This window comes from Serratia sp. CY47280, from assembly GCF_052168655.1.
In the GTDB taxonomy this organism is placed as follows: domain Bacteria; phylum Pseudomonadota; class Gammaproteobacteria; order Enterobacterales; family Enterobacteriaceae; genus Serratia; species Serratia bockelmannii.
Window position 1 is genome coordinate 160,169 of the sequence record NZ_JBJNMG010000006.1, and the last position, 22,817, is coordinate 182,985.

The window sequence follows — 22,817 nt, forward strand, 5'->3', positions numbered from 1 at the left end:
CGGGCGCGGCAACGGCCGCGCCCACTGTGATTACAGATCCGCCAGCAGAATTTTGGAGCGGCGCTGGTAGTTGTACAACGCCTGTTTTTGCATCGGCAGCACGTCGACTTCCGCCGGGGTGAATCCACGCTCCTGGAACCAGTGGATGCTGCGGGTGGTCAGCACGAACAGCTTCTTTAGCCCCATCTGTCGCGCCTGATTTTCCACCCGTTGCAGCAGCATCTCGCCGCGCGATGAGCTGCGGTAATCGGGATGCACCGCGACACAGGCCATCTCACCGATTTTTTCCTCCAGGAACGGGTACAGCGCCGCACAGGCGATGGTCAGGTTGTCGCGTTCGATAATGGTGAACTTGTCGATCTCCATCTCCAGCTGTTCACGCGAACGGCGCACCAGAATACCCTGTTGTTCGAGCGGCCGGATCAGTTCCAGGATGCCGCCGATGTCGTTGATCGTCGCCCGGCGCACCTGCTCGGCGCTTTCCATCACGATTTGGGTGCCGATGCCGTCGCGCGAGAACAGCTCCTGCACCAGCGCACCGTCCTCCTGGTAGCTGATCAGATGGCTGCGGCGCACGCCGCTGCGGCAGCCTTTCACCGCGCCGCGCAGGAAGCGCACGGTGCCGGAATGGTAGTCGCCGCCTTCCTCCAGCTCTTCAAGGCGCTTTTGCGCGTCGTTGGGGAACAGCTCGGAAAGGATGTTGCCTTCCGCGTCGGTCACGCCTTGTGAGGAGCAGAAACCGATCATTTTTTCCGCTTTCAGTTTGATCGCCAGCTGGGTAGCCACTTCTTCCGAAGTCAGGTTGAAGCTCTCGCCGGTGACCGAAACTGCGACCGGGCCGATCAGCACGATGGCGTTGCTGTCGAGCTGGCGGTGGATCGCTTCTTCATCGATACGGCGAATACGGCCGCTGTGGCAGTAGTCGATGCCGTCATCGATGCCCAGCGGCTGTGCGATGATGAAGTTGCCGCTGACCACGTTAATGTGTGCGCCCTGCAGCGGCGTGTTGTTGAGGCTCATCGACAGCCGGGCGGTGATGTCGAGCTGCAATAAACCGGCGGCCTGCTTGACCAGTTCGAGCGTATGGGCGTCGGTCACGCGGATGTGCTTGTGGTAGATCGGCTCATGGTTATGTTGCGCCAGATTGGCGTCGATCTGCGGCCGTGCGCCGTAAACCACCACCAGGCGAATGCCCAGACTATGCAGCAGCCCGATATCGTTGACGATATTGGAGAAATTCTCGTGTTCGATGGCTTCCCCGCCGAGCATGATGACAAACGTTTTGCCGCGGTGGGCGTTGATATAGGGGACTGAGTGACGGAATCCTTGCACCAGCTCTGTACTACGTTCCTTCACGGCTAAACCTCTTTTGCATATTTATACGATATTTTTGTATTTTTATTCTTTTATGGCGCCAATGGCAAGTGGGAAATCGTCATGAAGAGTGCGCTAAGGGTGCTAAATCGTTAATAAATTGAAAAACCATAAAAAGATTTTCTGATGACAGGGCTGGAATGATTGGTTAAAGTTTTCGGCATCCCCATTCTATTGGTGTTTTTTTCATCTGTTGTAAACAGCTATTACTGCCGGAGCCGCATGCCAAACTCTAATCACAATCTGGGCCGCCGTCGTTTATTACAGGGCGTTGCCGCCAGCTGGTTGCTGAGTGTGAGTCGCACGGGCTTCGCCGCGTCATCGCACGTGATCGCCGTGCGCGTCTGGCCATCCTCGACTTATACCCGCGTCACGCTCGAATCCAACGTCGAACTGAAATACAAGCAGTTTGCCCTGACCAATCCCGATCGCGTGGTGGTGGATATCGAAGGCGTACACCTCAACAGCGTGCTGAAAGGCATTGCCGGGCAGGTGCGCGCCGACGATCCGTATCTCAAGCAGGCGCGCGTCGGCCAGTTCGATCAGAATACCGTGCGGCTGGTGCTGGAGCTCAAGCAGAGCGTCAGCCCGCATATTTTCACGCTGGCGCCGGTGCCGGAGTATCGCAACCGTCTGGTGATGGATCTCTACCCGACCAAGGGCGGCAGCGGCGGTGAGGAGTATGATCCGCTACTGGCGTTACTGGAAGATTACAACAAGGGCGATCTGGAGCGCACGCTGCCGCCGGAAGCGCCGCAGGCCGGCAAGGCGGGGCGCGATCGGCCGATCGTCATCATGCTGGATCCTGGCCACGGCGGCGAAGATCCCGGCGCGATCGGCAAGTACAAGACGCGCGAGAAAGATATCGTGCTGCAGATTGCCCGCAAGCTAAGCGCCATGATCAAGCGCGAGCCGAACATGAAAGTGTTCATGACGCGCAACGAAGATGTGTTTATCCCGCTCAAGGTGCGTGTCGCCAAGGCGCGCAAGCAGCGCGCCGATCTGTTCGTTTCGATTCACGCTGACGCCTTTACCAGCCGCGCCGCGCGCGGTTCATCGGTGTTCGCGTTGTCCACCAAGGGCGCCACCAGCTCGGCGGCCAAGTTCCTGGCGCAGACGCAGAACGCGTCGGACCAAATCGGCGGCGTTAGCAAGAGCGGCGACCGCTATCTCGACCATACCATGTTCGATCTGATCCAGACCGCGACCATCAACGACAGCCTGAAGTTCGGCAAGGAAGTGTTGAATAGGATGGGGAAAATCAACCGGTTGCACAAGAATCGCGTCGATCAGGCCGGTTTTGCGGTGTTGAAGGCGCCGGATATCCCGTCGATCCTGGTAGAGACGGCATTTATCAGCAACATCGAAGAGGAGCGCAAGCTGCGCACCAGCCATTTCCAGCAGCAGGTGGCGGAGTCGATTCTGGCGGGGATCAAGGCTTATTTCGCCAACGGCGGCGCGCTGGCGAGCCGATAAAAGCAGGGCCGGGCGAGAGTCCGGCTATTTTTGCGGATTGCAGATACAAAAAAACACCCGGAAGGGTGCTTATCTGTTGTCATCAAGAGTTGGTTGCGGAGGCCGGATTTGAACCGACGACCTTCGGGTTATGAGCCCGACGAGCTACCAGGCTGCTCCACCCCGCGTCCGTCTTGATGCTGTATTACTACGAAACCACCGTTCATGTTATGCCGCTGGTACGACATTCGGTTGGTTGCGGGGGCCGGATTTGAACCGACGACCTTCGGGTTATGAGCCCGACGAGCTACCAGGCTGCTCCACCCCGCGTCCGTATAATACTTTGTTATCGAAGCCAAACGCAAATACCGCCAATGCGGCATCGGTTGGTTGCGGGGGCCGGATTTGAACCGACGACCTTCGGGTTATGAGCCCGACGAGCTACCAGGCTGCTCCACCCCGCGTCCGATGGATGCGCACTATACTCTCCGTGCGTTTTGTTGCAAACCCTTTTTGCATTTTATTGGCCTAAACCCGTTTTTCTGCTGGATTTGCCCGCAATTTGCCTTCTTTTTCATCACCATCCTCCGTGCGGCTTTTTTTATTTGCAGCGATTCCTTTATCAATGAGCGTTTGTTATCGTTCAGCCGGTAGATCATATCAGTTTGAGAGTGTGCGCGATGAAAGGACGTTGGGGCAAATACCTGCTGGGCGGGTTGTTGGTGGCGGTGTTGGCGGGCTGTTCGTCCAAGCCGACCGATCGGGGTCAGCAATATAAAGACGGCCGTCTGGATCAATCGCTGGAGCTGGTCAATCAGCCCAACGCCAAAGGTTCGCCGGTCAACGCCAAGGATTATTCGGATCAGCTGATGGAGATCAAGTACGCGTCGCCTTCGCTGTTTAACCGCAACAACAGCACCTATCAGGCGGTGCAAAGCTGGATGGCGTCCGGCGCCGACACGCGCATGCTGAGCCAGTACGGCCTCAGCGCTTACCAGATGGAAGGTGTCGACAATTACGGCAACGTGCAGTTTACCGGCTACTATACGCCGGTGGTGCAGGCGCGCTATACCCAACAGGGCGAGTTCCGCTATCCGCTGTACCGCATGCCGCCGAAGGGCAGAGGCCGCTTGCCGGATCGCGCGGGCATCTATTCTGGCGCGCTTGACGATCGCTATATCATCGCTTACACCAACTCGCTGATGGACAACTTCATGATGGAAGTCCAGGGCAGTGGCTATGTCGACTACGGCAACGGCCAGCCGCTGGTGTTCTTCGGCTACGGCGGTAAGAACGGCCACGCCTATCGCAGCATCGGCAAGGTGCTGATCGATCGCGGTGAAGTGGCCAAGGCGGACATGTCGATGCAGGCGATCCGTCAGTGGGCGGATACCCACAGCGCCGCAGAGGTGCGTGAGCTGCTGGAGCAGAACCCGTCGTTCGTGTTTTTCCGTCCGGAAGCTTTTGCGCCGGTGAAGGGCGCCAGTGCGGTGCCGCTGATCGCCAAAGCCTCGGTGGCCTCCGACCGTTCGCTGATCCCGGCGGGCACTACGCTGCTGGCCGAAGTGCCGCTGCTGGACAACAAGGGTAAATTCACGGGAAAATACGAGATGCGTCTGATGGTCGCACTCGACGTGGGCGGGGCTATCAAGGGCCAGCATTTTGACATGTATCAGGGCATCGGGCCGGATGCCGGCCACTCGGCGGGATACTACAACCACTATGGCCGCGTCTGGGTGCTGAAGAACAACGGTGGCGGTCAGTTGTTCAGCGCCAATCAGTCAAACGGCGGCGGTTCGTTGCTGGCCACTCGGTAAACGCATACGACGTGAAAAGATTGACCCGCAAGGGCCGGATTTTCCGGCCCTTATCATTTGCATTACGAAGGTAATTAAAGCGTTATGAGCACAGCTTATTCGGAAGCCTATCTGCAGCGTTTCGGCGGCACGGCGCGATTGTACGGCCAGCAGGCGCTGGCGGTGTTCGCGCAGGCGCACGTCTGCGTGATCGGTATCGGCGGCGTGGGTTCCTGGGCGGCTGAGGCGCTGGCGCGCACCGGCATCGGCGCCATCACCCTGATCGACATGGATGATGTCTGCGTTACCAATACCAACCGCCAGATCCACGCGTTGCGCCAGCATGTCGGGCAATCGAAAACCGAGGTGATGGCGGAGCGTATCCTGGCGATCAACCCGGAATGCCGGGTGACCTGCATCGACGATTTCATCACCCCGGACAACGTCGCCGAGCTGCTGGACCATAACTTCAGCTACGTCATCGACGCGATCGACAGCGTGCGGCCGAAGGCGGCGTTGCTGTCATACTGCCGCCGCTTCAAGATCCCGGTGGTGACCACCGGCGGCGCCGGCGGTCAGGTCGACCCGACCAAAATCGAAGTGGCCGATCTGGCCAAAACCATCCAGGATCCGCTGGCCGCCAAGCTGCGCGAGCGGTTGAAGCACGATTTCAACGTGGTGAAAAACGGTAAGGGTAAGCTGGGCATCGACTGCGTCTTCTCCAGCGAACCGCTGGTTTACCCGCAGCCGGACGGTTCGGTGTGCGCTTCGCGCAGCACGGCGGAAGGGCCAAAAAGAATGGATTGCAGCGCGGGGTTCGGTGCGGCGACCATGGTTACCGCCACCTTCGGTTTCGTCGCCGTATCGCACGCGCTGAAAAAGATGGTGGCGAAGGCGGCGCGTCAGGCGTAACGGGCGGCGATCGCCTTGACGGCGGAGCCCAAGGCCGCCAGGCCGCTGGCGCGGGTGGCGCTCAGCTGCGCGCGCAATGCCAGACGGTCGAACAGCGCCAGCGGATCCAATGCGGCGATCTGCTGCGGCGTTTTTCCTTCCACTTCGGTCAGCAGCACCGCCAGCAGGCCGCGCACGATGCGGCCCTCGCTGTCGCCATAGAAGTGCAGCGTGCCGTCTTCCAGCAATTGGTGCCCTAACCAGACACGGTTTTCACACCCGCTCAACGCCATTTCTTCACTGCGCAAGGCCTCCGGCAGCGGCGGTAGCCGTTTCGCGAGCATGATCAGCTGGCGGTAGCGGTCTTCCCACTGTTTCAGCGCGCTGAAGGTAGCGATCAAGGCTTCGGCGGTGATCTCTCGGCCAAAAGGATGGGGGGCGAGCATAGTGTCTCCGGAAATCACGTCAGTCGGCCAGCAGATCGAGGGCGTGAGTCAACGCGCTGACCAGCGTATCGACATCCTGTTGTGTATTGTAGGGGGCGAACGACGCGCGCAGCGTGCCGCTGACGCCTAATGCCGCCATCAGCGGCTGCGCGCAGTGCTGGCCGGCGCGCAGCGCAATGCCTTGCTCCGCCAGCAGCGTGACGATGTCGCTGTGGTGTACGCCGGCGATATCGAACGCCAGCAGGCTGGAACCGGAACTGCGGAAGCTGCGAAAGCCCGGCAGCTGCGCCAACTGCTGTTCCGCCCGGTCAGCCAGCTCGCGGCTGTAGCGCTCCGCCGCCGCCATGTCCTGTTCGCTGAGCCAGGTGAGTGCGGCGGCCAACCCCAGCACGCCGGCGATGTTTGGCGTGCCGGCTTCGAAACAGTGCGGTGGCTTTTGTGGGGTAAAACCGTCGAACGACGCCTGGGTCAGCATCTTGCCGCCGCCTTGCCAGGGTGCCATCTGCGCCAGCAGCTCGGCTTTGCCGTACAGCGCGCCGATGCCGGTCGGGCCATACAGCTTGTGGCCGGAGAAGGCGTAAAAATCGATGTCGAGCCGCTGTACGTCGGCCGGGCCGTGAACCACGCCCTGAGCGCCGTCGATCATCACGTGCGCGCCGGCGGCATGCGCCATGGCGATTGCCAGTGCCAGGTCCGGGCAGCCGCCGGTGACGTTGGACATTTGCCCCAGCGCCAAAAGGCGGGTTTTGTCGTTGAGCAGGGCGGGTAGCTGCGTCAAATCCGGCAACCGGTCGGCGCCGATGGGCAGTTTCACCACCCGCGCGCCGGTTTGTTCCGCCACCATCAGCCAGGGGATCAGGTTAGCGTGGTGTTCCGCTTCGCTCACCAGGATTTCATCGCCCGGCAGCAGACGCGGGCGCAGGTAGCTCTGCGCCACCAGGTTGATCGCCTCGGTGGTGCCGCGCGTCCAGACGATGTCGTCGGCCGACGGCGCATTGATCAATTTCGCCACCTGGCCGCGTGCCTGCTCGAAGCGGGCAGTCAGATCCTGCGCCGCCCGATGCTGGCTGCGGTGCACGGTGGCGGCGTCATCGCGATAAAATTGCTGCGTGGCGTCGATGACCGCCTGCGGTTTCAACGCGGTGGCGGCGCTGTCCAGATAGATACCATCCTGCGCGAGCGCGGGAAACTGTTGGCGAAAAAGGCTGGGGTTAAAAGGCGTCATACCCTGATTGTCACTGGCTTGAGTCGATGGGTGATCCTGTCCTATTTTGCCGCCGGAGACAAGCGATCCTGCCTATTAGGACTTATCGCCTGGCAAAATTGGAAAAGTTTGTTATGCTATTAAATGTGCGCTTATTAATCGCATCTATACACATAAAAGGTATTTATCAGCATTTAAAACTAAAAAGGAGTCCTCAATGAAGAAAACAGCCGCAGTTCTCTCTGCCCTGATGCTTACGTTCACCCTGGCCGCCTGTTCCAGCAACTACGTGATGCATACCAATGACGGACGCACCATTGTCGCTGACGGCAAGCCAAAAGTGGACAACGATACCGGCATGATCAGCTATAAAGACGCTAACGGCGTCGAGCAGCAGATCAACCGCGCCGATGTGAAAGAGATGGTTGAAAGCAACCAGTAACCGTCAGGCAAAAAAAAGCACCGCAAGTTTTGCGGTGCTGCATAAAATCACTATGGACAGACAGGGTAAATGTACAGGAAGTGAAAAAACAGTAGCCTAGCTACCATGTCCGGAATCGCCGGACAATTTGCAAACACAACATCACAACCACAAGCCAAAAGTTCATCGGCGTCCTCGACACCCACTCCCTTTTCGTTCCGGCCCGGGAAGTGCCGCCACTATAGGTATTTGCTGGCGCATCCTCAACGGACAAATTATAATGGCTCGGATTAAAAAAACTAATGGCAATACGCCGTTAGCGTTTACCGATGGCTTGCCACACAAAGCCGCCCGATTTTCAGCGCCGAATCATTCGGATTAATGTTACACAAAAGTAGCTAATTTAATGTCTAAACGCTTACCTCCCCTCAATGCGCTGCGCGTGTTCGATGCGGCCGCTCGCCACCTGAGTTTCACCAAGGCGGCGGAAGAGTTGTTCGTGACCCAGGCCGCGGTGAGCCACCAGATCAAGTCGCTGGAGGACTTCCTCGGACTGAAGCTGTTTCGCCGGCGCAATCGCTCGCTGCTGCTGACCGAAGAGGGCCAAAGTTACTACCTCGATATCAAGGAGATTTTCTCTTCGATCAACGAGGCGACGCGCAAGCTGCAGGCGCGTAGCGCCAAGGGGGCATTGACCGTCAGTCTGCCGCCGAGCTTCGCCATTCAGTGGCTGGTGCCACGGCTGTCCGGCTTTAACTCAGCTTATCCGGGCATCGACGTGCGCATCCAGGCGGTGGACCGCGAAGAGGACAAGCTGGCGGACGACGTCGACGTGGCGATTTTCTACGGCCGCGGCAACTGGCCGGGGCTGCGCGCCGAGCGCCTGTATGCGGAATATTTGCTGCCGGTGTGTTCGCCGAGCCTGCTGACCGGCGATCATCCGCTGAAAACCGCAGAGGATCTGGCTTATCATACGTTGCTGCATGACGTTTCACGCCGCGACTGGCTGGCTTATACGCGCCAACTGGGGTTGCAGCACATCAACGTGCAGCAGGGGCCGATCTTCAGCCACAGCGCCATGGTGGTGCAGGCGGCAGTGCACGGTCAGGGCGTGGCGCTGGTGAACAACGTGATGGCGCAAACCGAGATTGAAGCCGGTCGCCTGGTGTGCCCGTTCAACGATGTGCTGGTCAGTAAAAACGCTTTTTATCTGGTATGTCATGACAGCCAGGCAGAACTGGGTAAAATAGCCGCCTTCCGGCAGTGGATCCTGGCGCGCGCCGCCAGCGAACAAGAGAAGTTCCGCTTCCGCTACGAACAATAAGGCCGGCCGCCGCCTTGCCGCGGCCGGTAATTTTTAATGGGATAGATCACGATGAGCAGCCGTTCCATGCTGGTTTTCGCCGCTATCAGCGGCTTTGTGTTTGTCGCGTTGGGCGCATTCGGCGCGCATGTGTTAAGCGGTACGCTCGGCGCCAATGAAATGGCCTGGATCCGTACCGGGCTGGAGTATCAGGGGTTCCACACCCTGGCCATCCTGGCGCTGGCGGTCGCGATGCAGCGCCGCGTGAGCCTGTGGTTTTACTGGAGCGGAGCGCTGTTGGCGTTCGGCACCGTGTTGTTCAGCGGCAGCCTCTATTGCCTGGCGCTGTCGCACCTGAAGGTCTGGGTATATATCACGCCGGTTGGCGGCGTGTGCTTCCTGATCGGCTGGATATTGATGTTGATTGGCGCTTTGCGTCTGAGGAAAAAGGCCGAGCGCCATGAATAAGATTGCGTTGTACTGCCGCCCAGGCTTTGAAAAAGAGTGTGCGGCAGAGATCACCGACAAAGCCGCCCAGCTGGAGATTTACGGCTTTGCACGAGTAAAAGAGCACAGCGGTTACGTGCTGTTCGAATGCTATCAGCCGGACGATGCCGATCGCCTGGCGCGGGAGATTCCGTTCCGCGAACTGATTTTCGCCCGCCAGATGATCGTGGTAGGTGAGCTGCTGCGCGATCTGCCACCGGAAGATCGGGTATCGCCGATCGTTGGCATGCTGATCGGCGTGGTTGACCGCGGCGGCGAGCTGCGGGTGGAAGTGCCGGACACCAACGAAAGCAAAGAGCTGATGAAATTCTGCCGCAAATTGACGGTGCCGCTGCGCGCCGCGATGCGCGAGCAGAAGGTGCTGATGGCGCGCGAGAACCCGACTCGCCCGGTGGTGCACGTGTTCTTCATCGCGCCGGGCTGCTGCTACGTCGGTTACTCCTACAGCAACAACAACTCGCCGTTCTACATGGGCATTCCGCGTCTGCGCTTCCCAGCCGATGCGCCGAGCCGTTCGACGCTGAAGCTGGAAGAAGCGTTCCACGTGTTCATCCCCGTCGACGAGTGGGACGAACGCCTGGCCAGCGGCATGCACGCGGTCGATCTGGGCGCCTGCCCGGGCGGCTGGACCTATCAGCTGGTGAAACGCAGCATGATGGTGCATTCGGTGGATAACGGCCCGATGGCGCCGAGCCTGATGGAAACCGGCCAGGTGACGCACCACCGCGCCGACGGCTTCAAGTTCGAGCCGAACAGCAGCAAAATCTACTGGCTGGTGTGCGACATGGTGGAGAAACCGGCGAAAGTGACCAGCCTGATGATTCAGTGGCTGGTGAAAGGTTGGTGCCGCGAAGCGATCTTTAACCTCAAGCTGCCGATGAAAAAGCGCTATGAGGAAGTGTCGCAAAACCTGATGAGCATCCGCGAAGCGCTGGGCGCTGCCGGCATCAGCGTCGAAGTGCACGCCAAACAGCTGTATCACGACCGCGAAGAGATCACCGTACACGTGCGCCGCATGTGGTCGGCGGTGCCGGGTCGCCGCGACGAGCGCGATTAATCGCGTTAAACCTGATGAAGGGCGCTGCTTGCAGCGCCCTTATTGTATCGGCAGTCGCAGCTGCTGCAGGTTGCCGTCCAGCGACAGATCGGTGCGCAGCGTGGCGACTTGTTTGCTGACGTAGGCCAGCTCGCGGTGCTGCTCCAGCTTGCCGCGCCATTTCTCCGGCACCTGCTCCAGGTGCTGATAGATCCCGTCCAGACTGCCCGACTGCTGCAACAGCAGCACGGCGGTTTTCGGCCCGATGCCGGCCACGCCGGGGATCTTGCTGCTGCCGATCCCCGCTAACCCCCAGTAGTCCGGCAGTTGCTGCGGCTGCACGCCGAATTCCTGCTGCACGAAAGGCATATCCAACCAGCGTTTCTGGAAGTAATCGCGGATCTGTACGTTCGGCGCCAGCAGCTGGCAATAGCCTTTGTCGGTGGAGACGATGGTCACCTGGTGGCCGCCGCCGGCGACCTTCGCCGCCAGCGTGGCCGCCAGATCGTCTGCCTCGTTGCCGGGTGAATGCCAGCTGGCGACGCCCAGTTCGGCGAAGGCCTCACGCAACTGCGGCATCTCCTGCTGCAGGTTTTCCGGCATCGGCGAACGCCCGGCCTTGTAGTCCGGCAGAATTTGGTGACGCCAGCTATCGCTGCGATCGTCCTCGTCGAATACCGCTACCGCGTGGGTCGGGCGGCTGTGCTGGAGAAGCTGCTGCAGCGCGTGGCGGCAGGCGTTGACGCAAGGAGAGCCCTGTACGGCGTGAATGCGGCGGATGAGGTTCAGGGCGTCGACAATCAGTAGGTGTATCATCATGGGCGGCAAGGTCAGAAAAAACAGGGCGGCCGTTACGCCGCCCAGGATTGAGGATCAGGCGACGATTTCGTAGCAGGGCACATAGGCGCTGCCCGGCAGCTTCATGCGGTGCTGGGCGACAAAGCCCTGCAGCAGGCTGTCCATCTGCTTCATCATCTGCGGTTCGCCGTGCAGCTTGTACGGGCCGAACTGTTCAATGGCGTGGATGCCGTTTTCCTTCACGTTACCGGCCACGATGCCGGAGAAGGCGCGGCGCAGCGCGGCGGCCAATTGCTCCGGCGGCTGGTTCGGATACAGATTGAGGTTCGCCATGTTCTCGTGGGTCGGCTCGAACGGCAGCTGCAGATCCGGTGCGATGCGGATCGACCAGTTGAAGCTGTAGGCGTCGCCGGTGTTGCGGCGGTTTTCCTTCACCAGCGGCATGGCTTTTTTCATCTGCCGTGCCACTTCCGCCGGATCGTCGATGATGATGGTGTAGTGACGGCGCGCGGCGTCGCCCAGCGTGTTCATGATGAACTCGTCCAGCACGCGGAAGTAATCGGCGCTCTCTTTTGGCCCGGTCAGGATCAGCGGCAGCACCTGCTCGCTGTTCTCCGGGTTCATCAGGATACCCAGCAGGTACAGCAGCTCTTCGGCGGTGCCGACGCCGCCAGGGAAGATGATGATGCCGTGCGCGATGCGCACGAAGGCTTCCAGGCGTTTTTCGATGTCCGGCATGATCACCAGCTCGTTCACCAGCGGGTTAGGCGGCTCGGCGGCGATGATCGACGGTTCGGTCATGCCGATGAAGCGGCTGTTGCGGTAACGCTGCTGCGCGTGACCGACCGCCGCGCCTTTCATCGGCGCTTCCATGGCGCCCGGCCCGCAGCCGGTGCAGATGTTCAGCTCGCGCAGGCCCAGTTGGCTGCCGACCTTGCGCGCGTACAGGTATTCGTTCTCGTTGATCGAGTGGCCGCCCCAGCACACCACCATGTTGGGATCTTCATCCAGATGCAGCGTGCGTGCATTGCGCAGGATCGAGAACACCAGGTTGGTGATGTGGGCCGAGTTTTCCAGGTTCAGATGCTGGAAACGGCCGGCGCTGGCGATTTGGCCGTGCACGAACAGGATGTCGCGCAACACGGCGAACAGGTTGGCCTGCAATGAACGGATGATGCGGCCGTCGACGAACGCCTCTTCCGGCGGGTTGACCAGCTCCAGTTTCACGCCACGCTCGCGGCGCAGCACGTTGATATCGAAGGTTTCATAGCGCGACAGCAGCTGTTTGCTGTTGTCGGTTTGGCTGCCGGAGTTCAACACGGCCAGCGAACAGTTGCGGAACAGGCGGTACAGGTCGCTGCTGGCAGTGCGTTTCAGCATGTCTACTTCCAGCTGCGACAATAAATCCATAGAGCCAAGCGGGCTGATGTGTGTAATCAAGGTAACTCCTTTGCACCCGGTGCGGGGCGGTAGTAATCCATACGCAGCAAAACAGCATCTCGTTATGGTTGGCGTGCTGCGGTGCAACGGGCGTTCTGCCCGGCTGCAGCCTCGTTTTAACCTTACCGCCGTCCCTGCGCTTTTACCAACACAAACCGCTCGTTAGCTCAGTTGTTGAGCAATGTTTCGCACTTATTGGCGCGCCAGGCGGCCGTGCTCGGGAGTGAACGCGACGTTGCTGCGCCACGGGTTGATGTCCAGCCCGCCGCGACGGGTGTAGCGAGCGTAAACCGTCAGGCTCTGCGGCCGGCAGTAGCGCATCAAATCATTGAAGATGCGCTCGACGCACTGTTCGTGGAATTCGTTGTGGTGGCGGAAGGAGACCAGGTAGCGCAGGAGCGCTTCGCGATCGATCTTGGCGCCGCGATAGCTTATCTGCACCGAGCCCCAGTCCGGTTGATGGGTGATCAGGCAGTTGGACTTCAGCAGGTGGCTGACCAATTGCTCTTCCACTACCTCTTCACCGGCGGCGTTTAACAGGTAGTCGGCGTTGAACTCATAATTGTCGATGCGGATATCCTGCTGGTCGATGCAGTCGCCGGCCAGACGGGCGATCGGCAAGCCTTCCAACTGCTCGACGCTGAACAGGGTGACGCTGACTTCGCCCTGGGCGCAGGCGGACAGATCGCGTTGCAGGGTGCTGCGCACCGTTTCCCCATCGGCGAACGGCGTTTGGTTGAAGCTGTTGAGATACAGCTTGAAGCTTTTCGATTCGATCAGGTTCAGGCTGTCGGCATTGAGGCTGATCTCGCCGACCGCCACCTGCGGCAGCCCGTTGGCGTTCAGCCAGGAGAGTTCGTACAGCGTCCAGATGTCCGCGCCGTGGAAGGGCAGGTTGTCGGGATACAACCCCAGCGGCTCGCGGTTCATGCTGCGCGGCACCGCCTGCAGCAGCGTGGCGTCGTAGCGATCGCGGTAGGCGGTGGGTTTGCCCAGCGTCAGCCCTGACAGGGCCTGGTGGTCTTGATATGAGGACATCTGCTGTCACCTCGGTCAGAGATAGGTACAATGGCCGTCAGTTTAACGTATGCGAGAAAGAATATGGACCATGATGTATCGCACGCTCTGCGTGAATTCACTCAACGCTATGTCGAGTTGTGGCAGCAAGAGCGCGGCCACGCGCCGGCCAGCGAGGCGCTGTACGGCGTGCCGTCGCCCTGCATCGTGGAGAATCGCGAGGACGACGTGCTGTGGTTGCCGCAGCCTTTCGAACCGGCGGCGACGCTGGAAAAGGTAGAGACCGCGCTGGAGCTGCGTTTGCAGCCGGATGCGCATCGCTTCTACACGCAGCAATACGCCGGCGACATGAGCGCGCAGTTCGGCGAGCATCGCCTGAGCCTGCTGCAGGTCTGGAGCGAAGAGGATTTTATCCGCCTGCAGGAAAACCTCATCGGCCATTTAGTGACGCAAAAGCGCCTCAAATTGTCGCCGACCCTCTTCCTGGCGACCACCGAATCCGAGATGACGATGGTGTCGCTGTGCAACGTCAGCGGCAACGTGGTACTGGAGCAGTTCGGCAGCGATAAGCGCACCTTGTTGGCGGCGACGCTCGGGAATTTCCTCGATGCGCTGCGCCCGGTGTTGGACTGAATCGCGACGGATTCGCCGTCGCCCGTGTGAGAGATCTCTCACACGGGCTGTGAGATATCGCTCTTAATTTTTCCCACCTTTTTCCAGGCTATGAGATTATTGTTATCCAGATCAATTGGTTAGAATTTCTTTAGGATAACTCTTAGTCTTAATTTAGTGTGAGACACCTCCCAAACCCTTGTGATTCCGGGGAATTTAAGCGATCTTATCGTTACCGGAACGGAACCGGCGGAGCAGGAAAGCATCAGGATGATGCAGCTTCAGGAAGAAGAAAGGGATGCGCTCAGGCAGAGCGAAGGATGGCGTCAGGAGATGCCCAGGATGTTTCAGGATAGAAACCAGGGACACCTCCAGGACGGAGATTGAGAGCCGACACAGGACTGTCGGCGGGTCAGGAAGGCTGAGGAACCGCGTCAGGACGATGCTGCAGGATGATGCAAGGATCACTTGGTCAGGATGGCCGCAGGAAAAGTTTTCAAGGATTGAGCAGGGAGCACACTGTGTAGCGGGATAGCTATAAAACGAACCGGGGGCACTGTTAACGCAGTGCCCCCAACTTTTTGTTCTCTCCCGCCGTGCGTGCTCCTCTGCTTAATCCATCGCCAGCGTTAACCAATCGCGCCCAGCGTATCGCCTGCGCCCTGTTTTTTCGGCAGCAGGAACAGCGTGGCGTAGATATCCAGCAGGTAAATCGCCGCCAGCAGGCTGATGGCGGCGGTAAACGACACCTGCGTCACCAGCGCACCGATCACCAATGGCCCCAGGCCGCCGACGCCGCGCCCCAGATTGAACAGGATGTTTTGCGCGGTGGCGCGCGCCTGTACCGGGTAGGTATCGGAAATCAATGCGCCGTAGCCGCCGATCATGCCGTTGACGAACATGCCCATCACGGCGCCGGCGAACAGCATCAGCATCGGATCGCTCAACTGGGCGTAGCCGATCACCATCACTACCGCGCCTACCTGATACAACACGAAAATCTTCCAGCGGGCGAAGCGATCGGCCAGCATGCCAAACAGCCAGATACCGAACGTCATGCCGACCACCGTCACCGCCGTCCACAGGCCGGACTTGGTGAGTGAGAAGCCGAAGTTTTTCGCCAGGTAAGTCGGCATCCAGATCATCAGCCCGTAGTAACCGAAGTTCTGCACCGAACAGAGAATGAAGATGCCGATGCTGGCCTTGCTGGTAGCGCGATCCTTAAACAGCAGGCGCAAACGCTGCAGGAAGGAGAGCGGCTGCCCGGCGTCTTTCTGCCGCACGAACGCCTCCGGCTCGCCCAGCGTGCGGCGGATCAGGAATGACGCCAGCGCCGGCAGCAGACCGACCAGGAACATACCGCGCCAGCCGATGTGTTCCAGCAGCAGCGGCGTCAGGAAGGCGGCTGCCAGCACGCCCAATTGCCAGCCCATGCCGACGTAAGCCGAAGCGCGGTTGCGTTTCTCCGCCGGCCAGGCTTCGGCGATCAGCGCCATGCCGATGCCGAATTCGCCGCCCAGCCCGATGCCTGCCAGGGTGCGATAGGCCAGCAGATCCCAATACCCTTGCGCCACGGCGCACAGGCCGGTGAACAGGGAAAACATCAGAATGGTGATGGTCAGCACCCGGATTCGGCCGAAACGATCGCTAAGGTGGCCGAAGATCACGCCGCCCAGCACCGCGCCGATCAGCGTCCAGGTGACCAGCGAACCGGCGGCCGATGAGGTTAATCCTAATTCGATGCTGATGGCCGGCAGCATAAAGCCGAGGATCAGCAGGTCAAACCCGTCCATGGCATAACCGGTGACCGAGGCCAGCATGGCTTTACCGGGCGTCGCGTGGTTTTTTTTCTCTGTTATTACGGACATGAATCTTTATCTGTGTGGTGTATTCGATGGGCCTATTGTGCCGCGTGGCGGCGATCGCCACCAGATAAAAACGGCAGCCGGTCTCGGGCGCGCCAAATTTGGGCTATAAAAATGCTATGCTTTGCCGCCTTTCAGCCAGCGAGCTGAATACCATAATGAAAAGAGATCGGGAATGCAGATGAGTATACATAACCAGGTGCGCCGCAGTTTGCAGGCGATTGAACAATCCATGCGCGATCTGGCGCTGTGGCAGGCCGCGCCGCCTGAGCATGAGGCTTTTTCCAGCACCGAGCCGTTCTGTATCGACAGCATGTCGGCCGAAGCCTGGCTGCAGTGGGTGTTTCTGCCGCGCATGTATGCGCTGCTGGATGCCCAAGCGCCGCTGCCGACGCGCTTCGCCATCACGCCTTATTTCGAAGAGGCGCTGAAAGATCGTGAGCCGAGCAGCCTGCCGCTGCTGGTGCTGCTGCAACAGCTGGATTTGATGTTGAATAAAGAGCCGTAATCCGCCGGCGGCGCGCAGATTTTTGCCGTCCGGCAGTGTAGAGTACTCGCGCGGATGCCGGGCAGGAGAGCCGACGGTGTCTTTCGGCTCGGTTGAACCGCGACGGTTGACCGGGGGCTGCATTAGGATGATGAGGTGCTGCAATAATGGATTTATTAAGGTTTATCCTGCGTTTGCCTTTTACCCTGGTTAAGGGCGTTTGTCGCCTGCTGGGTGGGGCGTTGTCGCTGTTGGGACGGTTGCTGAGACCGCTGGTCGGCAACCTCAGCTGGCGCGCGCCGGCCTGGTGGGCTGCGCTGCCGCGCGGTTTTTTGCGGCTCGAAAGCGGCGTGGATAAACACCCGAAAGCGATCGGTCTGGGCCTGCTGCTGCTGGCGGGGGCCGCGGGCGGCGCGTTTTACGGTTGGCACTGGTGGCAAAATCGGCCCCAGCCCATCGAGCCGGCGCCGTTGGTGGTTCAGGAGATCAGCGCCGAGGTGGCCAACCCCGAGCCGATAGATTACGCCGCCGCCCGGCAGGCGCCGCAAACGGTGAGCCTGACCTTCAGCGGCTCGGTCGCGCCGATCGCCGTGGTGGGTAAAACCGTGAGCGCCGGTATCACCCTCAAACCGACGGCGGAAGGGCAGTGGGCGTGGAGCAATGAATCAACGCTGGTGTTCTCGCCGAAAAAACCGCTGCCGATGGGAGCGAAATATGAGGTGGCCCTGGAGCCCGCCACCTTGCTGGCGCCGCAGGTCAAGCTCGCCAAAACCCGCTATGCCTTCACCGTGCCCGCGTTCGATTACCGTCTGGGGCAGGCCGAGTATTACCGCGATCCACAGAATGCGCAGAAACGCAGCGCGATTTTCAATCTGCAGTTCAACGCGCCGGTCGACGTCGCCAGCTTTGAAAAACAGATTTCGCTGGGATTGAAGGAAGGCAGCACGTCCTCCGAGAAAAAGCTGAACTTCTCTCTGGTCTATGACGAGAAAAAACTGAACGCCTGGGTGCATTCCGAGCCGCTTCAGGCGCTGGATCAGGGCGGCGCGGTGCATCTGACCGTCGGTAAGGGCGTTAAATCGACGGCGGCCGGCAACGCTGTCGAAGAGGCGAAAAGCAACTGGGTCAAGGTACCCACCCTCTACAGCCTGGCGCTGAGTGACGCCAGCGCTCAGGTCGTGGACACCGACGGCGGCCAAGGGCAGCGTGCGCTGGTGGTCGGTTTCAGCGATGCGGTGAAGGATAAAGAGTTGGTGCGGGCCACCAAAGCCTGGCTGCTGCCGCAGCACGATCCGAGCGATGCCGAGGCCGCCAACGATGCCGAAGACTTCTATCAATGGACGGTCGACAGCGTCGGCAAAAACGTGCTGGCGCAGGCGACGCCACTGCCGTTGACGCTTAACGAGGCGGAAGAGGCCTATCAACCGCAGTTCAGCTTCCGTTTCGACGCTCCGGCGCACCGCTTTGTGTTGCTCGAGATAGACAACCAGCTGGTCTCTGTCGGCGGTTACAAGATGCCGAAGAAGGTTTATCGGGTGGTCGAAGTGCCGGAGTTCCCGAAATCGCTGCAGTTCATGTCGCAGGGCTCGCTGCTGTCGGTTAACGGCGACAAGCAGATCAGCGTGGCGGCGCGTAACGTGGCGGGCCTGCGGCTGGACATCAAACGGGTGATCCCGAGCCAGCTGCAGCACATTGTCTCCTTCAAAAGTCGGGACTACTCGTCCACGGAATTCAACCGTCTCAACGACGAATATTTCACCGAGCATTTCAAATACCAAACGGCGCTCAACAACGAGCGGCCGGGGGAAGTGAACTATCAGGGCATCGATCTCTCCCGTTATCTCTCCACCAACGCCAGCTCCCATCGCGGGGTATTCCTGCTGACGCTGTCCGAATGGCAGCCGAACCGAAAACCGGCGGCGGAAGAGGCGGGCGCCGAGCAGGATCAGGAACAAGATGAAAGCGAAGGGGAAGAGCAGCCCGACGTCGGCGATTCGCGCTTTGTGGTGGTGACCGATCTGGGCATCGTCGCCAAGAGCTCGCAGGATAAGACGCGCGATGTCTTTGTGCAGTCGATCCAAAGCGGCGCACCGGTCAGCGGCGCCACCGTGTCGGTAGTGGCCAAAAACGGCGTGACGCTGCTCAGCCAAACCACCGGTGCCGACGGCCACGTGCGTTTCCCGGCGCTCGATGTATACACCAACGAGCGCCAGCCGGTGATGTTCCTGGTGGAAAAGGAAGGGGATGTCTCCTTCCTGCCGACCGGTAGCTATAACGATCGCGGGCTGGACTTCTCGCGCTTCGACGTCGCCGGTGAACAAACGCCGACCGATCCGCGCACCCTCAGCAGTTATCTATTCTCCGATCGCGGCGTTTATCGGCCGGGGGATACTTTCAATATTGGCCTGATCACCCGCGCCGCCGACTGGGGCGTTGGCCTGGCCGGCGTGCCGGTGCGTGCCGAAATTCGCGATCCGCGCGACAAGCTGATGTCCACCGTACCGCTGACGCTGGGCGCCAGCGGTTTCAACGAGCTGAGCTATACCACCGATGAAAACTCACCGACCGGCGAGTGGAACGTCTATCTGTATCTGATCGGCAAAAACAACGATACCTCCACGCTGCTCGGCCATACCGCGGTCAATGTGAAGGAGTTCGAACCGGATCAGCTGAAAGTGAAGCTGGCGTTGACGCCGGACCGCCAGCAAGGCTGGGTAAAACCGTCTGAGCTGAAGGCCAGCATCGACGTGCAGAACCTGTTCGGCACCCCGGCGCAAGATCGCCGCGTGACCACCAGGCTGACGCTGCGGCCGATGTATCCGAGCTTCGATCGCTTCCCGGATTATGCGTTCTACGAAAACCGGCAAAACAGCGACGGGTTCGAAACCGAGCTGGAAGATCGCACCACCGATGAGCATGGCGCGGCCGATATTCCGCTCGATCTGAAATCCTACGCCGACGCGACCTATCAGCTGCAGCTGTTGTCGGAGGCGTTCGTCGCCGGCGGCGGGCGTTCGGTGGCGGCTACCGCCCGTACGCTGGTTTCGCCTTACGATTATCTGATTGGGGTGAAGGCCGACGGCGATCTGGGCTACATCAATCGCGACGCGGAGCGGCATCTGAATGTGATCGCCATCGATCCGGCCCTGAAACAGATCGCCATGCCGAATCTGAAGCAGGTGCTGATCGAACAGAAATACATTTCGGTGCTGACCAAACAGGATTCGGGCGTTTACAAATACCAGTCGAAGATGAAGGAAGTGCAGCTGTCGGAACAGCCGCTGGCGCTGAGTGAGCAGGGCGCGGATCTGCGGCTGACGACTGATAAGCCGGGCGACTTCGTGCTGGTGATTGAAGATGCGCAGGGCAAGACGCTCAACCGCGTCGCCTACAGCGTGGCCGGCAACGCCAACCTGAGCCGTTCGCTGGATCGCAACGCCGAACTGAAGCTGAAACTGAACCAGGCGGAATACCAGCCGGGCGAGGAGATCGAGGTGGCGATTAACGCGCCCTATACCGGCAGCGGTTTGATCACCATCGAGAAGGACAAGGTTTACGCCTGGCAGTGGTTCCACAGCGATACCACCAGCTCGGTGCAGACGATCCGCGTGCCGGCCGGCATGGAGGGCAACGGCTACATCAACGTGCAGTTCGTGCGCGACATCAACTCCAGCGAGATCTTCATGAGCCCGCTGAGCTACGGCGTGATGCCGTTCAAGATCAGCACCAAGGCGCGCCAAAACAGCCTCGAGGTGACGGCGCCGGCGGTCATCAAGCCGGGTGAAAACCTGACGATGACGGTCAAGACCGATGCGCCGCAGCAGGTGGCGCTGTTCGCCGTCGATGAGGGCATTCTGCAGGTGGCGCGTTACCGCCTGAAGGATCCGCTGGAGTTCTTCTTCAGCAAGCGCGAACTGAACGTGAGCAGCTCGCAGATCCTGGATCTGATCCTGCCGGAGTTCAGCAAGCTGATGGCGCTGACCGCGGCGCCGGGCGGCGATGCGGGCGAAGGGTTGGATCTCAACCTCAACCCGTTCAAACGCAAGCGTGACAAGCCGGTGGCCTACTGGTCCGGCATTACCGAAGTCAGCGGCGAGAAGCAGTTCGTCTACCCGGTGCCGGACTACTTCAACGGCAAGATCCGCGTCATGGCGATTTCGGTGACGCCGGAGAAAATCGGCAAGGCGCAAACCGCCGCCACGGTGCGTGACAGCTTCATCATGACGCCGAACGTGCCGGCGATGGTGGCGCCGGGCGATGAGTTCGACGTCAGCGTGGGCATCAGCAACAACCTCGAAGGGCTGAACGGCCAGTCGGCAGCCATCAACGTCCTGCTGACGCCGCCGCCGCAATTGGAGGTGGTGGGCAACGCGACGCAAAGCCTGACGCTGGCGGAAAAACGCGAGGGCGTGATCGCTTTCCGCCTGCGCGCCAAAGCCGTTTTGGGCGATGCGCCGCTGGTGTTCGACGCCCGTTACGGCGACCAGGCCAGCCGCCGCACCGTCAGCACCTCGGTGCGGCCGGCGGCGCCGTACCGCACCCAGTCGGTGATGGGGCGCATGAGTGGCAGCAGCCAGAACGTCGATGGCCTGCGCCAGATGTTCGATGCTTTCGCGCAGCGCCGGGCTGCGGTGTCGAATTCACCGCTGGTGCTGACCAATGGGCTGGCGCAATACCTGGCGGATTACCCATATTACTGTTCCGAGCAGATCGTCAGCCGTTCCATTCCGCTGATGCTGCAGAGCCGTCACCCAGAGATGAAAAGCAGCCTGAGCCAGGCGGAAGTCAGCAAGCAGCTGCGCAATCTGCTTGGCGTGCTGCGCGCCCGCCAGAACGACAGCGGGGCGATCGGCGCCTGGCGTTCATCGCCGGATGCCGATCCTTTCGTCACGCCTTATGTGGTGCAATATCTGCTCGAAGCCAAAGCGGCGGGCTACGCCCTGCCGGAAGGCATGCTGGATGAAGCCAACGGCGCGTTGCGCGAGCTGGCGGCCAGCGGGTTCGACGATCTGTATCTGCTGCGCCTGCGCAGCTGGGCGGTTTACCTGCTGACGCTGCAGGGCGAAGTGACCACCAACTCGCTGGCGGCGGTGCAGGATACGCTGCAAAAACGCTATGGCGAGGAGTGGAAAACCGACCTGAGCGCGCTGTATCTGGCCTCTTCCTATCGCCTGTTGAAGATGGACGACGAAGCCGTCGCGTTGCTGCAACCGAGCTGGCAGCAACTGAGCAAAGCCTATGACAGCGCCTGGTGGACGCAGAACTATTTCGATCCGCTGGTGCAGGATGCGACGCGGCTGTATTTGATTACCCGTCACTTCCCTGAGAAGGTGGCGTCGATTCCGCCGCAGGTGCTGGAGAATATGGTCAAGGCACTGAAAGAAGAGCGTTACACCACGTACTCCTCTGCAATGAGCATCCTGGCGCTGGAAAGCTATTCGACTGAGGTGGCGGCGCAATCCGCCAATGCGGACGCGTTAGGCATCGTGCAGGTGGGCAAAAGCGGCAGCGAGCCGCAGCGCATCAGTGAGCTGCAGGGGCTGTTCGTTCAGGGGCAGTTTAACGCCGATGCCACCGCCGTGCGCTTCACCAACGGCGGCAATGCGCCGGCCTGGTATGTGGTGACGCAGGCCGGTTACGATCTGAATGCGCCGCAAAAAGCGCTGTCGCGCGGCATTGAGATTGTCCGCGATTACACCGACGAGCAAGGCAAAGCGGTGACGCAGGTGACGCTGGGGCAGAAGATCAACGTCCATCTGAAGGTGCGCGCCAACTCGAAAGAGGGGCAGAGCAACCTGGCGATCGTCGATCTGCTGCCGGGCGGGTTCGAAGTGGTGCAGCAGACGCCGCCGGAACCGGCCGATACCGGCGAGGAGAGCGACGATCGCGGCGGCTGGCAGTCGCCGCTGGCCGCCACCGGCTCTACCTGGGCGCCGGATTACAGCGATATCCGCGAAGATCGGGTGATTATCTACGGCAACGCCGGCACCGAGGTGCAGGAGTTCGTCTATCAGATCAAGGCCACCAATACCGGCAGCTTTATTGTTCCACCGGCCTACGGCGAAGCCATGTACGACCGTGAAGTGCAGGCCATGTCGGCCGGCGGCGGCAAGCTGGTGGTGGTGCCGGCGGGCAACGACTAGGCCGTATCCGGCGCCAGGCCAG

Annotated in this window: 17 protein-coding genes and 3 tRNA genes; 10 read left to right on the top strand and 10 right to left on the bottom strand. The window is 60.3% G+C overall.

Annotated elements, in window-relative coordinates; translation table 11 throughout:
* Positions 1-30 precede the first annotated feature (30 nt).
* The gene (gene argA, locus ACJ8J4_RS20530) at positions 31-1,356 is read right to left on the bottom strand and encodes an amino-acid N-acetyltransferase (protein ID WP_049296158.1); all 1,326 of its coding nucleotides are present in this window, start codon (positions 1,354-1,356) and stop codon (positions 31-33) included.
* A 240-nt stretch (positions 1,357-1,596) separates the two neighbouring features.
* Here argA and amiC point away from each other — a divergent pair, with 240 nt between their 5' ends.
* Positions 1,597-2,850, top strand: coding sequence for an N-acetylmuramoyl-L-alanine amidase AmiC (gene amiC, locus ACJ8J4_RS20535; RefSeq protein WP_099817548.1), 1,254 nt, complete (start codon positions 1,597-1,599; stop codon positions 2,848-2,850).
* A gap of 90 nt (positions 2,851-2,940) precedes the next feature.
* Here the strand turns inward: amiC and ACJ8J4_RS20540 are convergent.
* The 3 genes from ACJ8J4_RS20540 to ACJ8J4_RS20550 all read right to left on the bottom strand — a co-directional run bounded on the left by ACJ8J4_RS20540 (position 2,941) and on the right by ACJ8J4_RS20550 (position 3,293).
* Positions 2,941-3,017: transfer RNA gene (locus ACJ8J4_RS20540), tRNA-Met, on the bottom strand.
* A 65-nt stretch (positions 3,018-3,082) separates the two neighbouring features.
* Positions 3,083-3,159: transfer RNA gene (locus ACJ8J4_RS20545), tRNA-Met, on the bottom strand.
* Between the two features lie 57 nt (positions 3,160-3,216).
* Positions 3,217-3,293, bottom strand: a tRNA-Met gene (locus tag ACJ8J4_RS20550).
* 216 nt (positions 3,294-3,509) lie between these two features.
* Here ACJ8J4_RS20550 and mltA point away from each other — a divergent pair.
* Positions 3,510-4,646, top strand: a complete 1,137-nt coding sequence (gene mltA / locus ACJ8J4_RS20555; RefSeq protein ID WP_025304054.1) for a murein transglycosylase A — start codon at positions 3,510-3,512, stop codon at positions 4,644-4,646.
* A gap of 84 nt (positions 4,647-4,730) precedes the next feature.
* A complete protein-coding gene (gene tcdA, locus ACJ8J4_RS20560) occupies positions 4,731-5,537 on the top strand; it encodes a tRNA cyclic N6-threonylcarbamoyladenosine(37) synthase TcdA (protein ID WP_025304053.1) in 807 nt (268 codons plus the stop codon).
* Here tcdA and csdE read toward each other — a convergent pair.
* Both csdE and csdA read right to left on the bottom strand, forming a co-directional pair.
* A complete protein-coding gene (gene csdE / locus ACJ8J4_RS20565; protein WP_049206161.1) occupies positions 5,528-5,962 on the bottom strand; it encodes a cysteine desulfurase sulfur acceptor subunit CsdE in 435 nt (144 codons plus the stop codon). The genes tcdA and csdE overlap by 10 nt on opposite strands.
* Positions 5,963-5,981: 19 nt before the next feature.
* Complete coding sequence (gene csdA / locus ACJ8J4_RS20570; protein ID WP_049296157.1) at positions 5,982-7,187, bottom strand: cysteine desulfurase CsdA; 1,206 nt, start codon at positions 7,185-7,187, stop codon at positions 5,982-5,984.
* A 196-nt stretch (positions 7,188-7,383) separates the two neighbouring features.
* Here csdA and ACJ8J4_RS20575 point away from each other — a divergent pair, with 196 nt between their 5' ends.
* The 4 genes from ACJ8J4_RS20575 (at position 7,384) to rlmM (ending at position 10,454) form a co-directional block, all read left to right on the top strand.
* Complete coding sequence (locus ACJ8J4_RS20575; RefSeq protein ID WP_025304050.1) at positions 7,384-7,608, top strand: YgdI/YgdR family lipoprotein; 225 nt, start codon at positions 7,384-7,386, stop codon at positions 7,606-7,608.
* 385 nt (positions 7,609-7,993) lie between these two features.
* Positions 7,994-8,911 (top strand): transcriptional regulator GcvA, encoded by a 918-nt coding sequence (locus ACJ8J4_RS20580; RefSeq protein ID WP_025304049.1) that lies wholly within the window; start codon positions 7,994-7,996, stop codon positions 8,909-8,911.
* 51 nt (positions 8,912-8,962) lie between these two features.
* Positions 8,963-9,358, top strand: a complete 396-nt coding sequence (locus ACJ8J4_RS20585; RefSeq protein WP_004931896.1) for a DUF423 domain-containing protein — start codon at positions 8,963-8,965, stop codon at positions 9,356-9,358.
* Entirely contained in the window at positions 9,351-10,454 is a 1,104-nt protein-coding gene (gene rlmM, locus ACJ8J4_RS20590) for a 23S rRNA (cytidine(2498)-2'-O)-methyltransferase RlmM (RefSeq protein ID WP_049206163.1), read from the top strand. The genes ACJ8J4_RS20585 and rlmM overlap by 8 nt, the downstream gene beginning before the upstream one ends.
* A 39-nt stretch (positions 10,455-10,493) precedes the next feature.
* On the opposite strand, the gene xni is transcribed toward rlmM, so the two are convergent.
* The 3 genes from xni to queF all read right to left on the bottom strand — a co-directional run bounded on the left by xni (position 10,494) and on the right by queF (position 13,709).
* Positions 10,494-11,252 (bottom strand): flap endonuclease Xni, encoded by a 759-nt coding sequence (gene xni / locus ACJ8J4_RS20595; RefSeq protein ID WP_015378904.1) that lies wholly within the window; start codon positions 11,250-11,252, stop codon positions 10,494-10,496.
* Between the two features lie 54 nt (positions 11,253-11,306).
* Positions 11,307-12,671 (bottom strand): nucleotide 5'-monophosphate nucleosidase PpnN, encoded by a 1,365-nt coding sequence (gene ppnN, locus ACJ8J4_RS20600; protein WP_019455737.1) that lies wholly within the window; start codon positions 12,669-12,671, stop codon positions 11,307-11,309.
* 192 nt (positions 12,672-12,863) lie between these two features.
* Complete coding sequence (queF, locus tag ACJ8J4_RS20605) at positions 12,864-13,709, bottom strand: NADPH-dependent 7-cyano-7-deazaguanine reductase QueF (protein WP_049206165.1); 846 nt, start codon at positions 13,707-13,709, stop codon at positions 12,864-12,866.
* Between the two features lie 63 nt (positions 13,710-13,772).
* Here queF and syd point away from each other — a divergent pair, with 63 nt between their 5' ends.
* On the top strand, positions 13,773-14,321 hold the full coding sequence (gene syd / locus ACJ8J4_RS20610; RefSeq protein WP_025304045.1) for a SecY-interacting protein: 549 nt from the start codon (positions 13,773-13,775) through the stop codon (positions 14,319-14,321).
* A gap of 608 nt (positions 14,322-14,929) precedes the next feature.
* Here the strand turns inward: syd and ACJ8J4_RS20615 are convergent.
* Positions 14,930-16,168 carry an MFS transporter gene (locus tag ACJ8J4_RS20615; RefSeq protein WP_049206166.1) on the bottom strand — a complete coding sequence of 413 codons (1,239 nt, stop codon included), beginning with the start codon at positions 16,166-16,168 and terminating at the stop codon, positions 14,930-14,932.
* Positions 16,169-16,346: 178 nt separating this feature from the next.
* Between ACJ8J4_RS20615 and ACJ8J4_RS20620 the strand changes: the two genes are divergently transcribed.
* Together ACJ8J4_RS20620 and ACJ8J4_RS20625 are read left to right on the top strand one after the other, a co-directional pair.
* On the top strand, positions 16,347-16,673 hold the full coding sequence (locus ACJ8J4_RS20620) for a YqcC family protein (RefSeq protein WP_025304043.1): 327 nt from the start codon (positions 16,347-16,349) through the stop codon (positions 16,671-16,673).
* Between the two features lie 146 nt (positions 16,674-16,819).
* Positions 16,820-22,795 carry an alpha-2-macroglobulin family protein gene (locus ACJ8J4_RS20625; protein WP_264383738.1) on the top strand — a complete coding sequence of 1,992 codons (5,976 nt, stop codon included), beginning with the start codon at positions 16,820-16,822 and terminating at the stop codon, positions 22,793-22,795.
* Positions 22,796-22,817: the final 22 nt, after the last annotated feature.

Coding starts and splice junctions, on each gene's coding strand:
- xni (WP_015378904.1), bottom strand. CDS start 11,252: ATGATGATACACCTACTGATTGTCGACGCCCTGAACCTCATCCGCCGC.
- queF (WP_049206165.1), bottom strand. CDS start 13,709: ATGTCCTCATATCAAGACCACCAGGCCCTGTCAGGGCTGACGCTGGGC.
- ACJ8J4_RS20585 (WP_004931896.1), top strand. CDS start 8,963: ATGAGCAGCCGTTCCATGCTGGTTTTCGCCGCTATCAGCGGCTTTGTG.
- syd (WP_025304045.1), top strand. CDS start 13,773: ATGGACCATGATGTATCGCACGCTCTGCGTGAATTCACTCAACGCTAT.
- amiC (WP_099817548.1), top strand. CDS start 1,597: ATGCCAAACTCTAATCACAATCTGGGCCGCCGTCGTTTATTACAGGGC.
- rlmM (WP_049206163.1), top strand. CDS start 9,351: ATGAATAAGATTGCGTTGTACTGCCGCCCAGGCTTTGAAAAAGAGTGT.
- csdA (WP_049296157.1), bottom strand. CDS start 7,187: ATGACGCCTTTTAACCCCAGCCTTTTTCGCCAACAGTTTCCCGCGCTC.
- mltA (WP_025304054.1), top strand. CDS start 3,510: ATGAAAGGACGTTGGGGCAAATACCTGCTGGGCGGGTTGTTGGTGGCG.
- ACJ8J4_RS20575 (WP_025304050.1), top strand. CDS start 7,384: ATGAAGAAAACAGCCGCAGTTCTCTCTGCCCTGATGCTTACGTTCACC.
- tcdA (WP_025304053.1), top strand. CDS start 4,731: ATGAGCACAGCTTATTCGGAAGCCTATCTGCAGCGTTTCGGCGGCACG.
- ACJ8J4_RS20580 (WP_025304049.1), top strand. CDS start 7,994: ATGTCTAAACGCTTACCTCCCCTCAATGCGCTGCGCGTGTTCGATGCG.
- ACJ8J4_RS20625 (WP_264383738.1), top strand. CDS start 16,820: ATGGATTTATTAAGGTTTATCCTGCGTTTGCCTTTTACCCTGGTTAAG.
- ACJ8J4_RS20615 (WP_049206166.1), bottom strand. CDS start 16,168: ATGTCCGTAATAACAGAGAAAAAAAACCACGCGACGCCCGGTAAAGCC.
- ACJ8J4_RS20620 (WP_025304043.1), top strand. CDS start 16,347: ATGAGTATACATAACCAGGTGCGCCGCAGTTTGCAGGCGATTGAACAA.
- csdE (WP_049206161.1), bottom strand. CDS start 5,962: ATGCTCGCCCCCCATCCTTTTGGCCGAGAGATCACCGCCGAAGCCTTG.